At 43.8% G+C, this 12,952-nt stretch carries 12 protein-coding genes and 1 pseudogene; 7 read left to right on the forward strand and 6 right to left on the reverse strand.

From position 1 onward, the window contains the following. Positions 1–29 precede the first annotated feature (29 nt). A complete protein-coding gene (locus PSBA01_RS09755; protein ID WP_058025905.1) occupies positions 30–665 on the reverse strand; it encodes a response regulator in 636 nt (211 codons plus the stop codon). Positions 666–1,099: 434 nt separating this feature from the next. On the opposite strand from PSBA01_RS09755, the gene PSBA01_RS09760 reads away from it, so the two are divergent. Together PSBA01_RS09760 and PSBA01_RS09765 are read left to right on the forward strand one after the other, a co-directional pair. After that, on the forward strand, positions 1,100–2,176 hold the full coding sequence (locus tag PSBA01_RS09760) for a serine hydrolase (protein WP_186474150.1): 1,077 nt from the start codon (positions 1,100–1,102) through the stop codon (positions 2,174–2,176). 87 nt (positions 2,177–2,263) lie between these two features. Further along, positions 2,264–2,935, forward strand: a complete 672-nt coding sequence (locus PSBA01_RS09765) for a thiamine phosphate synthase (protein ID WP_186474152.1) — start codon at positions 2,264–2,266, stop codon at positions 2,933–2,935. A gap of 26 nt (positions 2,936–2,961) precedes the next feature. Here the strand turns inward: PSBA01_RS09765 and PSBA01_RS09770 are convergent, their stop codons facing one another. Further along, entirely contained in the window at positions 2,962–3,291 is a 330-nt protein-coding gene (locus PSBA01_RS09770) for a TraR/DksA family transcriptional regulator (RefSeq protein WP_186474153.1), read from the reverse strand. 441 nt (positions 3,292–3,732) lie between these two features. Between PSBA01_RS09770 and PSBA01_RS09775 the strand changes: the two genes are divergently transcribed. The 5 genes from PSBA01_RS09775 (at position 3,733) to ruvB (ending at position 8,900) form a co-directional block, all read left to right on the forward strand. Further along, a complete protein-coding gene (locus tag PSBA01_RS09775) occupies positions 3,733–4,947 on the forward strand; it encodes a phosphoglycerate kinase (RefSeq protein WP_058025901.1) in 1,215 nt (404 codons plus the stop codon). Between the two features lie 254 nt (positions 4,948–5,201). Further along, positions 5,202–5,588 (forward strand): hypothetical protein, encoded by a 387-nt coding sequence (locus tag PSBA01_RS09780; RefSeq protein WP_186474154.1) that lies wholly within the window; start codon positions 5,202–5,204, stop codon positions 5,586–5,588. 394 nt (positions 5,589–5,982) lie between these two features. Beyond that, positions 5,983–7,020, forward strand: a complete 1,038-nt coding sequence (gene fba, locus PSBA01_RS09785) for a class II fructose-bisphosphate aldolase (protein WP_186474155.1) — start codon at positions 5,983–5,985, stop codon at positions 7,018–7,020. Between the two features lie 99 nt (positions 7,021–7,119). Continuing rightward, complete coding sequence (gene ruvA / locus PSBA01_RS09790; protein WP_186474156.1) at positions 7,120–7,740, forward strand: Holliday junction branch migration protein RuvA; 621 nt, start codon at positions 7,120–7,122, stop codon at positions 7,738–7,740. A 179-nt stretch (positions 7,741–7,919) separates the two neighbouring features. Continuing rightward, a complete protein-coding gene (gene ruvB / locus PSBA01_RS09795; protein WP_058025939.1) occupies positions 7,920–8,900 on the forward strand; it encodes a Holliday junction branch migration DNA helicase RuvB in 981 nt (326 codons plus the stop codon). Positions 8,901–8,987: 87 nt separating this feature from the next. Here ruvB and PSBA01_RS09800 read toward each other — a convergent pair. From PSBA01_RS09800 to PSBA01_RS09815, 4 genes and pseudogenes are all read right to left on the reverse strand, one after another. Beyond that, positions 8,988–9,605: pseudogene (locus tag PSBA01_RS09800) on the reverse strand (FAD-binding oxidoreductase); the annotation flags it as partial. Positions 9,606–9,698: 93 nt separating this feature from the next. Beyond that, positions 9,699–11,357, reverse strand: a complete 1,659-nt coding sequence (locus PSBA01_RS09805; RefSeq protein WP_186474157.1) for an ABC1 kinase family protein — start codon at positions 11,355–11,357, stop codon at positions 9,699–9,701. A gap of 118 nt (positions 11,358–11,475) precedes the next feature. Then, complete coding sequence (locus PSBA01_RS09810; protein ID WP_186474158.1) at positions 11,476–12,180, reverse strand: ubiquinone biosynthesis accessory factor UbiJ; 705 nt, start codon at positions 12,178–12,180, stop codon at positions 11,476–11,478. A 98-nt stretch (positions 12,181–12,278) separates the two neighbouring features. Continuing rightward, positions 12,279–12,929 carry an IS1595-like element ISPssp3 family transposase gene (locus PSBA01_RS09815; protein WP_186474160.1) on the reverse strand — a complete coding sequence of 217 codons (651 nt, stop codon included), beginning with the start codon at positions 12,927–12,929 and terminating at the stop codon, positions 12,279–12,281. Between the last annotated feature and the right edge of the window lie 23 nt (positions 12,930–12,952).

Consider the following 12,952-nt stretch of genomic DNA (forward strand, 5'->3'; position numbering starts at 1 on the left):
CCATGATGACAAAGGAGATACTAAGCAACTTATGGTTGAATCAAACCATGACGAATGGCCAGATGCGTTAATTTTACATCACTATCAACGCCAACTTTTTCATAAATACGATAGCGATACGTATTGATGGTTTTGACGCTGACAAATAATTGGTCAGCAATCTGCTGCGGGCTTTGGCAATTGACCACCATCATAGCCACTTGCTTTTCTCTATCACTTAACAAATCAAAAGGCGAGCTGGCATTATCAGACAATAAGACGTCCGCCAATTGTTCAGCAACGTCTTGGCTAAAATAGCGACCACCTTGATAGATTTTTTTGACAGCGCGTATCATCTCATCAAGTGGCGTACCTTTTGTGATATAACCATTGACACCAGCTTTGATGAGCATTGAGGGATAGGGCTGTGCAGACATACTACTAACAGCTAAAATCTTGATACCCATATCGAGCTGAATCAAGCGTTTGGTCGCTTCAAGACCACCAATATTTGGCATGTTGACATCTAGCAAGACCACGTCAGGACGTAACTGCTTGGCCTGCTTGATTGCCATATCACCGCTATCTGCTTCGCCCACTACTTCGATATCGGGGCTGTCTGACAACATACGGCTAATACCCATCCGTACTAAATCATGATCATCGACCACCAACACTTTAATCATAACCATACTCTTTATCGTTTGTCAGAATGAATGTTTTTACAAGGATTAAATAACACAAAAAACAAAGTTAACATAAGCCGTTTTTTGATTCTAAATACAGTTTTTTATTTTAAATACATAGGATACGGCTAATATGCTGTATCAATATCTTCATTTAATATAATAAAGTACAAAGAATCATAACATTCTAAGTTAAGTTATATTGCTGTATTGTTAATCAGTGTTTCTAAAATATAAATCAGTTGTATCAAAGTTTGAATGAAGCTAAAAAAAACCGTTAAATCAGTTTGATAGATTAAACTTAAATGTAAACCATGATACACTAAAAATACAAAAGCTCTATGTGAGTACTTACAAACACATCTATAAACGCTACGTACGTTCTTGACGTCAGGCAGTATGTAACTGGCGTGATAGCGACAGCAGGAGGCATAATGAAGCAACTACCATTAACCAAACAGCAATTGATCGCTGCTATGATTTCATTGAGTTTGGGCAGTGTTGCACAAGCCGCACTTACGATTAATGGTAGCACTGAGACAGCTTCTAGTGCACGCTTGAGTTGGGGCGGTGCTGATAGCTTGTCTGAAGCGCGTAACATCATGTACAAGTCTAATGGCTCTGCTATCAAAAAAGTCGACAACGGCTATGGTACGACCAATATCACAAACAGCAGCAGTTTTGCTAGCAGTAACAATACCGCTCGATACAATACGACTTATCGCGGCGCATTTGGTAGCAGTGATATGATCCCAATCAGTACAGACTCGCGCAGTGTCGCGGTGATTGATGCTGAAACGGGCGAATCTATCTACGAAAAAGACGCTGACATCGCGCGTCCTATGGCCAGTATTACTAAAATAATGACAGCCATGGTTGTGTTAGATGCAGGTCTTGATATGCGTGAAGAAATCACGCTTGACCCAGAAGACTTTGTAGGGCCTAAGCGCGCCAGCTCACGCTTAAAATCAGGCGATCGTTTAAACCGTGCCGAGATGCTATTGATGGCTTTGATGAAGTCTGAAAACCCAGCCGCAAAGAGCTTGGCACGTAACTATCCAGGCGGCTACAATGCCTTTATCCGTGCGATGAACAGAAAAGCACAAGATCTAGGTATGACTACTGCGTTTTTCGGTGATCCAACGGGTCTTGATAAGCGTAACGTTGCTTCATCGAATGATTTGGTAAAAATGGTTCGTGCTGCTGGCAACTACGATGTGATTCGTCGCTTCTCTACCACCAAGAGCTATGACTTCTTTGTTTCAAACTACTCAAGTGGTAATCGCACTTATAAAGCCAACAACACTAGTAGCTTGGTTCGTGCAGGTGATTACCCAATCGGTATCTCAAAAACAGGTTTTATTAACGAAGCTGGGCGCTGTGTTGTGATGGAAACGCGAGTCAATAATCGCCCTGCAATTATCGTCATCCTAGGGGCAAACAGCTCAGCAACACGTTGGGGCGATGCTAAAAACATTCTAAACAGCTTGGCGACACGTCGTACCGTATAGACGCGCTGTTTTAAATATGTAAAAAAGGCTGTTATATCATATAACAGCCTTTTTATTGTGTTGAGTTTAAGATTAAGGATCTGCCCTATGAACCAGTCATCAACCTCATCTGCGATACCCAAGCTATATTTGCTGACCAATGATGATGAATTTGAATTGTTGTATCAAAAGTTAGATGCTGCCTTGTCGACAGGGCTAATCGCATTGTTGCAGATTCGGCGCAAGCAAACACTTAGTCTGCCAGATGGTCACATAACGCTTTATGAAGAAGCCAAACAGATTGTTAAGCTGGCCAAAGCACATGACGTTCCAGTCGTTATGAATGATGATATTGCAATAGCAGCCAAGCTTGGTATTGGTGTACACCTTGGGCAAGGAGATGGCAAAATTGGTGATGCTTTGCAGTCTCTTGAATCGACTCAAATAATTGGTCGAACTTGCCATGGGAATATTGAATTAGTCAAAGAGGCAAAGGATGATGGTGCAAGCTACGCTGCGATGGGTGCCATATTTACCTCTACCACAAAACCGAATGCTGATATTATCTCGCGTCAAAAGTTGATTGAAGGCTGTCAACAAGACATACCTATATGTGTGATAGGCGGATTAACTGTAGAAAATATTTCAGAGCTGGCAGGCATACCAATTGCGCTTGTGGCACTAGTAGGCGATATTATGGATTTGCCTGTAGAAAAAATCGCCGAGCGTTGCTATCAATGGCAGCAGGCACTTTCTAAATGGAAAACACCTGCTGTATAAAATGTGTTCTAGATGAAATTTATTAGCTATTCAGCATGTTCCATACACAAAGTAGCGTAGGGCAGCGCTTCTAAACGTTGCTCTTCAATCGGTTTACCGCAAACCTCGCACTCGCCATAAGTACCATTTTCGATACGACTTAAGGCATTTTCGACATAGATTAGGCTCTGACGCGCCTCGCTCATTAAATTTTTGCGCATATCATTTTGACGATAGGATATAGCCTGATCTTCCCAGTGCTCATTGAGATCATCTTGTGGGTTTTGGATATGATCTTCGATTTTGTCAATGCGAGACTCGTACTCATCTTTTAGTTTTAATAGATTTTGCTTTGCAGTGTCTAAGTCGATACTCATTGTGTTCTCCTAAAAAGTTATTGTTATTGTCAACGCTTCTATCATAAAGAGCCTGACTGCTGAGTACCACCACGAAATGTTACTGTTTATTGAATGAGTTCAAAGCTAGCAGTTACAACCGTTTCCTATCAATGCTGGAGTAAAATTACTCACTCAATATTTTCATGTTTTTAAAAATCGTGAAAGTTTGCTTGTGAGCATCTCATAGAAAACTGATAGAATACACCGCCACTGATTTCTACTCACTTATCGGTTCCAGTAACTTGGTGTGATAATTAGTATGAATGCTCAGTGATAAAGACAGAGAAAGATACAAGTGTGCAGTCTAATGAGGCTCATTGTTAGAGCAGATATAGTAAATGATAGTGAAAAAATTATCAGTCATATCAATCATGATAGTAATCGTAAATTAATAGATATATTGATGCATAGGAGCAGGTAATGAATTTTTTGCGTATGAGCGAGCTGAACTTAACCGACAAAGTGGTATTGATTCGAGAAGATTTAAATGTCCCTATTAAAGACGGTAAAGTCACCAGTGATGCTCGCTTACAAGCAAGTCTACCTACTATTGAGATGGCGCTAGAGAAGGGTGCTGCTGTTATAGTTTGTTCACATCTGGGACGCCCAACAGAAGGCAATCCTGAGTCTATTTATTCATTGGCACCAGTTGCTGATTATTTGACAGACAAATTGGGCTCGCAATTAGCGTCACCAGTGCGCCTGAATAATGATTACCTGACTCAAGGCGCTGCTGTAAAACCTGGCGAAGTCGTATTACTAGAGAATGTGCGCTTTAACGATGGTGAAAAGAAAAACGATGCGACGTTAGCAAAAAAATACGCAGATTTATGTGATGTCTTTGTTATGGATGCCTTTGGTACCGCGCACCGTGCGCAAGCATCAACAGAAGGCGTGACGCAAGCGATGCGTCAAGCAGAAAAAACTGTTTGTGCAGGGCCTTTGTTGGCAGCTGAGCTTGATGCCTTGAGCCTGGCGCTTGAAACACCAGCTCAGCCTATGCTTGCCATCGTTGGCGGCTCAAAAGTGTCTACCAAGTTAGAAGTGCTACATAGCTTAGCTGAAGTCTGTACACAGATTATCGTTGGTGGCGGTATTGCCAATACTTTCTTAGCGGCGCAAGGGCATAGTGTGGGCGCGTCGCTATACGAAGCAGATTTGATCGATACTGCGCGCGATATCATGACCAAGACTGAGATACTACTACCTGAGTATGTGGTTGTTGCTGATAAAGACGACATCGATTTTGCTGACTTTACTGGTTCATTGCAAAAGGCAGTTGCGACAATCAAGTCTGTTGATGCTATTGGTGATAACGACATGATATTGGATATCGCGCCAGAAAGCGCGAAGGAACTTGCCGATGCTATTATCAATGCAAAAACCATCTTGTGGAATGGTCCAGTCGGTGTTTTTGAAGTTGATGCTTTTGGTCAAGGGACACAAATACTAGCAACAGCTGTCAGAGACAGCGACGGTTTTTCAATTGCGGGTGGCGGTGATACCTTGGCGGCTATTGATAAATATCAAGTCGCTGATGGCGTCAGTTATATGTCAACGGGCGGCGGTGCATTTTTAGAATTTGTAGAAGGTAAAGTGCTTCCAGCAGTTGCTGCATTACAAATTAATGCTTAATTAATTAACGTTACTCAGTATTTTCGTAACACTAGACGTACAACTAACAGTAAACATCTAAGGTAGTCTGTGAAAATAATATTTTGACTTTCATTTGGCTTATTTATATCGGTATAGCTAAAATTTATAGTCATTGATTATTAAGCAGTAATTATTTGTTTCTACACTGAAAATTATTATTGCATGTCTCATTCGCACTCTATAAAATAGCGCGACCATGTATCTTGACATGCATTATTTACGAGAGGTTTATTATGTTAAAACGTCATTTGTTACTTGCTAGCATACTTGCTGGTACTTTTGCAGTTACTGCATGTAGCCAACAAACAGAAGAGAACACTGAAGCTGCTGTTGAGTCAGCTGGCGATGATGCTGCTGCAAACGCTGATGCTGCTGCTGCCGAAGTAGACGCTGCTGCTGCTGAAGCTGAAGCTGCTGCTCAAAACGCTGGTGCTGAAGTTGCTGAAAGTGCAGACACTGCTGGTGCAGCTGCAACAGACGCTCTAGAGAACACTGGTGATGCTATCGCTGAAGGTACTAATACAGCAGTTGAAAATACTGCTGAAGCAGTTGCCGATGGTGCCAATGCTGTTGCTGATGGTGTTAACGATGTTGCAGTTGATGCAGAACAACAGTACTAAGCTACGCCATAACTAAGCAATTAAATGACTGACTTTTTGCATACTATTATCAGTCATCCATTATCATAGTCATTGCTCTATAAGCCTCGAAATACTAGAAAAGCCTTGGTGATTGCCAAGGCTTTTTGCGTTCTGTGCTATGAGTATGATAGATAAAATGGTTCAGTTGTCGTAGACATCAATGAGAGAAAGAGACTGATTAGACTGACAAATAGTCAGGCAACTGCTACGAAGGCAGCACAATTTTTGCTATAATCACCGCGTGATAATCATATCCCAAATGAGTCAGACTTTGACTGATATATATATAGTCAGTATGGTCGAGCAGATAGCGGAATGATTGTTACAAAGCTGCATTTAAAATACTATTCAAAATCCAATCAGAGAGCGTCTTATGGCCCTAATATCCTTACGTCAACTTCTAGATCATGCCGCTGAACACAACTACGGTGTTCCTGCCTTTAACGTCAATAACTTAGAGCAAATGCGTGCAATCATGATGGCTGCGGATGCTTGTGATTCACCTGTTATTGTTCAAGCCAGTGCGGGCGCACGTAACTATGCAGGGTCGGCATTTTTGCGTCATTTGATTATTGCTGCTATCGAAGAATGGCCACATATTCCAGTGGTTATGCATCAAGATCACGGCATGTCGCCAGCTATCTGCCAGCGCTCGATTCAGCTTGGTTTCTCATCAGTTATGATGGACGGCTCACTTGGTGAAGATGGCAAAACGCCAATGGATTATGATTACAATGCCAGCGTCACTCGTGAAGTGGTCAAAATGGCACATGCGTGCGGTGTCTCTGTAGAAGGCGAAATCGGTTGTCTAGGTAGCCTTGAGACCGGTATGGCAGGCGAAGAAGATGGCTCTGGCGCAGAAGGCGTATTAGATCACGAGCAGCTTTTGACCAGTGCTGATGAAGCTGAGCAATTTGTAAAAGACACCAATGTTGACGCGCTAGCGATTGCTATCGGTACGAGTCACGGTGCTTACAAATTCACGCGTCCACCGACAGGCGATATTTTGTCGATTGAGCGTGTAAAAGAGATTCATGCCCGTATTCCTAACACGCATCTTGTCATGCATGGCTCTTCATCAGTGCCGCAAGAATGGCTAAAAATCATCAATGAAAACGGTGGTGATATTGGCGAAACGTATGGTGTGCCTGTCGAGCAGATCGTAGAAGCGATCAAGCATGGTGTGCGTAAAGTAAATATCGATACCGATTTGCGTCTAGCATCAACAGGCGCTATCCGTGAGTTCTTGGCAAATAATCCAAGCGAATTCGATCCACGTAAATACTTCAAAGCGTCTATGGTCGCGATGTCAGACATCTGCACCAATCGTTTTGAAGCGTTTGGTTCTGCTGGTCAAGCGCATAAAATTCGTCCAATTAGCCTTGAAGGCATGGTCGATTTTTACCAATAAGGCTAGGCGTGTATAAGCAATAGACCATGCTAGTGAAAGGTGGTCTTGCATAATGAATGGCAGCGGACTTAACTTTATAATAATCAACAGAGGTGAGTGATGATTGGATTGATTACCGGACAGGTGCAATACTTAATGGCGCCAACGGCTTGTATCATGACAACCGCTGGTGTGGGTTATGATATCGAGCTGCCATTGCCGTCATTTTGTCAATTGCACCTTAACGAGCAGGCGAGTATTTGGACACATTTTCATGTACGTGAGGATGCACAACTGCTCTATGGTTTTATTGACCGTAAAGAGCGCGATGTCTTTCGCCAATTGATTAAGATCAATGGCGTTGGGGCAAAAATGGCATTGGCAATGCTGTCTGCAATGTCAGCGGCTGAGCTAAAAATGCATGTTGAGCAAGAGTCGGAAACGGCACTAACTCGTATCCCCGGTATTGGTAAAAAGACGGCGCAACGTTTACTTATCGAGCTCAAAGACAAGTTAAAAAATATCGAAATGGACAACGGTTCGTTTGAGCTCATGCCTAAGCAAACCGCTGTGTCTCACGACGGCAGTATCATTGCTGAAGTAGAAGGGGCGCTGATTAGCTTGGGCTACAAAGAAAAAGAAGCTCAGCTAGCCATCAAGGCAGCTAAAAGTAAGGGTGAAACCTTTGTAGATACTCAGGGCTTGTTAAAAGCGACCTTACAGCAGTTGTCTGGTTTCTAAGATCACTTTCCAAAGTTATCTATCGATAGTAACAAAATAGTGCATTTAACAGATAAGCGACATTGAGTGTCGCTTATTTTCGTTTTGGCGCTTGTTTAATGAGGTTTTGCATGACTTATGCGCATCGTTTGGTTATGCTATTTATTACCTAATTTTTTAATATAATGATAAATTCTATGATGCAAGATCGCTTAATTAATCCGCTAGAAGGCGCGAACGACGCTCCTGACGCCAATATCCGACCAGCATTATTGGCTGAGTATATTGGTCAGCCAGTGGTGCGTGAGCAAATGGAGGTGTTCATCGGTGCGGCTCGTGGCCGTGATGAAGCCTTAGATCATACGCTGATATTTGGTCCACCAGGGCTGGGTAAAACGACCCTTGCCAATATCATTGCGCGCGAGATGGGTGGCAATCTGCGCTCTACTTCAGGCCCTGTGCTTGAACGTCCAGGGGATTTGGCTGCTATGCTGACCAATCTGGAAGCGGGTGATGTATTATTTATTGATGAGATCCACCGTTTGAGCTCGGTCATTGAAGAGATACTCTATCCAGCGATGGAAGATTTTCAGCTGGATATTATGATTGGTGAAGGGCCTGCCGCACGTTCTATTAAACTTGACCTGCCACCGTTTACATTGGTGGCAGCAACTACCAGAGCTGGGCTATTGACCTCACCGCTGCGTGATCGTTTTGGTATTGTCCAGCGTTTAGAGTTCTATAATATTGCGGATCTCACAACAATTGTGAGCCGAGCAGCACGCTTAATGCGTGTACCAATGAGTGAGGATGGCGCTATAGAGATTGCCCGCCGTGCACGCGGTACACCAAGGATTGCCAACCGGTTGCTACGCCGTGTGCGTGATTATGCTGAGGTAAAAGGCGATGGTAGTATCAATGGTGCCATTGCAGGCAGTGCGCTTGATATGTTGGCAGTGGATAGACGAGGACTTGATCACCTAGACAGACGATATATTGAGATTTTGCATGAGCGTTTTGATGGTGGTCCCGCTGGGGTGGAAGCTGTGGCAGCGGCAATGGCTGAGGATCGCGGCACACTAGAAGATGTGATTGAGCCCTATTTGATTCAACAAGGATATGTCCTTCGTACCGCTCGCGGACGGGTTTTGACACAAATGGCCATTGATCAAATGTTATGACAATGAGCATTAAAAATGCGCCTGCTTCTAATTAAAAGCAGGCGCATTTTTTTTGGTTATTGCTTTGATCTATGTATGTTTTGATTTCAGCCGTGTTAAATCATAGCCTGCGGCAGATTTTTTGGCTCGTGTGCCTGTTCTTACGATATCGCCACTTGCGGTCACGACTTCTAGTGCGAGTACCACATCTTTCATGGTACCGTAGCGTACCGCATTGGTGCCCGACGCACGAGTGGCGACCATACCACCGATACTGGCATTGGCGCCGGGATCTATCGGAAAAAACAGCCCTGCATCGCGCAGATAATGGTTTAGTTGCTCACGCGTCACGCCAGGCTGAACGGTAACGGTCAAATCTTCATTATGAACCTGCAAAATGGCATTCATTGCGTGCATGTCGATGCATAACCCACCATAAGGTGCATTGAGCTGGCCTTCCAAAGATGAACCGATACCAAAAGCAATCACTGGCATCTCATACTGATTACAAATCTCGACCGCCGCTGCTACTTCCTGTTTGTCCTGTACCGTTAATACTGCATCTGGTGGCTGATTAGTGAGCCACGTCATTGTATGGCCATGCTGCTCACGCACTGTCGAATTCACACTCAGTTGTTTGCCAAAACGTTCCTGTAAGGCTGTAATAGCCAAGCTATGGTCTGGCTTGATAGTATTATGAGTCTGTGACAATGGTAGTGATGACATGATGAATCCTATAGATAATGCGACTATTTAGCATTAAAGCATATTCAATATCTATTTAATATGTGTCATTGACAGGAATTTGTCCTATTGTAATTAAGCTAGGATACGCCAAATGACCACCACAATAGCTAACAAATAAAAGAAAGGTGCAAACCAGCCTACTTGAGTCGCAATGCCAATATTGATTCCGAATCCTGCCAATGCCAACCAGTCGCGGCGACGGTCGTTGAGCATATCGGCGCGTATTTGTTGTATTTCACGCAGTTGGCTGTCTTGCCGTGAGCCTTGTGAGGCAAGGCTTTGTAGCCCTTGATCCAGTAGCTTTGGGATATCAGTGGTAGACAGTAGCATTTCAGGCAGTTGTTGACGTAGTCGCTGTAGATTACGCATCGGGTCTAACTGCTCTTTAATCCAGCTACTCAAGATTGGTTTGGCAAGTGACCAGATATCAAGATCAGGATATAGGTCACGACCGAGACCTTCTACATGTACCAAGGTTTTGAGTAATAGCATCAGCTGCGGCGGGATACTCATATGATGGCGACGAGCAATGTCTAAAATCTGCATCAGCACACCAGCAAAATCGATATCGTTGATTGATTTTTGTAGCATGGGGCCTACGGTACGCTTCATATCACGCATCAGCGCATGTTTATCAGCATTTGGTGGTATCCAACCTGCACGGCTAACGATGTCGACGACCGCGGTAAAGTTGTTATTCATGACTGCAAGTAACATACGTGCCACGATAAGCTGATCATCTTTTGACAGGGTACCCATGATGGCACAATCAAGCCCGATATAGCGTGGCTGATGACCCAAATCAACCGCTGCCATATCTGCATGTAATGTTTTGACAGGTGGCGTCTCAACAAACACATTGCCCGGATGCATATCAGCATGAAAAAAGTTATCACGGAAGACTTGGGTGAAAAATATCGTCAAGCCTTTCTCTGCAAGCGCGGCACGGTCATAACCCAACTGATCAAACACCTCAACTTGTGAGATGGGAACGCCTTGGATACGCTCCATGACCATCACGTTTTTGGCAGCATCATATACTTCAGGCACATACATCAATGCTGAACCCAAAAAGTTATTGCGCATCTGGGTAGTGTTGTCCGCCTCAAGGGTCAAATCCAGCTCATTGAGCATTACTTGTCGATAGTCTTCGACAATATCTATAATATGGACGGCACGCGCCGCTTCGATACGAGCCGATGCCCAACTTGCCAGTTCTCGCAATAATTCAAAATCAGAGACAATCACAGTACGAATATCAGGACGCACGACTTTAACCACCACTTCACGCCCATCATGCAGAGCTGCAGTATGGACTTGGGCGATAGAGGCTGCCGCTAGTGGTTTAATATCAAATCTTGCAAACAATATATCGATGGACTGACCGAGGCCATGTTTTGGATGCTCAATTTGAGCGACAGCAATATCAGCGTCGAAAGGTTTAACTTTATCCTGTAGCTGTACTAACTGAGCGATGATCTCAGGCGGTACCAAGTCGCGACGCGTTGAGAGTAATTGACCCAATTTGAGAAACAGTGTACCCATCTCTTCAAGCGCGTACTTGATTCCATTTGGCTGATGCTTTTTACCCCATGCTGCTGGATGCGTACGAATTAAGCGTGCTAAAGGTTGCAGTTGCGGCGCTTCTTCGACAGATAAATGGGTATCAAGGCGATAAGTTGCGGCGATACGCCAAAGCTCTAGTAGACGGGCGCGGTGAGATAATAGCATGGGATTGGGTACTCTGGACAAAAACGAAAATAGGGTAGGCGCTATGCGTCATTATAGACAATGCTATCAGTAATAGCGTGTGCTCATCATTGATAAGACAAGCTACTAATAAAACAAACTACTGGTGAAACGAGTTATTGAGGAAACGTGCTTGCTCTTCTTTGATAGCCGCAAGTTTGGCCTCTTCACGTTCGACATCAGCACGCAACTTTAGAATCTGCTGTTTGAGATCGTTGACTTCAGCGACCTCAATAGGGTCAGGCGCGCTATTGCCTACCACATCGTTGGCCCAATCGCTGACATCGTCAAATGCGCGTTTGGCACTATGACGCCAGCTACCTTTAAGCTGAGAGATAAGAAGATGTAATTGGCTAGCCATTGGTTTGCCGATTAATGGCTCAAGCTGTCCAGCCAAATCAGGATCAAAGCCAGCCACCAGCTGTTTGAGCTGCATCAGTACTTTGTAATCGCCCGCGATTGGTAAGTTACCCTCCGCGCCGCGCATCAGATTGAGTAGCTGCGCTGGATTATCGACTGTGATGGTACAGTCCGGACGGCTATGACCAAAACGGGCACGCTCCATACTGGCTTTTTGGCGCTCATTCATCTGACCACTTGGCTCAAATACACTGTCTGTCGTGACTGGCTCAAAACGCAACCGTTCATGAGTGAACAACACGTCCAAATGAATGTCAGGCATGCCCATGTTGAGACGCAGTACTTTACCAGCAAGCGGCGCTAACCCTGCCTTGGTAATCTCGTCACTCGCAATAGTAATGTTAATCAGCTTCTCGGCACCAGCCAATAGTAAGACAGTCAGCATAAGGCTCTCGCATCAATAAGTGAGCGCCTTTGAGTCAGCGCATAGTATGTTTGGTTCAATATAGTATTGTTAATTGTATTTGGGGCTGTCCTAGATAACTAGTTCAAACCCTGTTTAACCCATTGTTTTAATTGTAGTAATTGCGACTTTGGGTCACTGTGATTAAAACGCCACTCACATTCCTTTAAATAGAAGTGAAAATGCTCTTTTGGAACTCCGTTAAACTTACGTAGATGCCGTTTAGCTTGGTTCCAAAAGTTCTCTATACCATTAATGTGATTCTTATCATTAACAAAGGTTTTGGAGTGGTTAATACGATAATGAGTAAACTCACTGACATCTAATGCGTTATAGCTTTTAAATGAGTCAGTATAAACAATGCTATCAGGCTTCACTTTTTCTCTTATAATGGGGATCAAAGTATCTGCTTTAGCATTGGGTATAATACAAGCGTAGACCTTGCCATTACGCTTTAATAGACCAAACACGGGCACTTTGCTACCAGCACCTCGCCCTCGCTTGCCTTTACGAGTGCCACCAAAGTATGATTCGTCTACTTCGATTTCGCCTTCAAATAGACCAGGGTCTTGACTATTCTCGTAAATAAGCACTCGTAGCCTATGAAAGTAATAACTGGCTGTGGTTTTATTAACACCAATTAGGCTTGCTGCTGTTCTCGCGGTAGAACCAGCAACAAATAACTCGATGAGTCTGTTTTGTTTATACCAACTTAGTTTACTCTTTCTCATAGTGCTATCCTAAATAATTTTGC

The sequence above is a fragment of the Psychrobacter sp. KCTC 72983 genome (genome assembly GCF_014280455.1).
GTDB lineage: Bacteria > Pseudomonadota > Gammaproteobacteria > Pseudomonadales > Moraxellaceae > Psychrobacter > Psychrobacter pacificensis.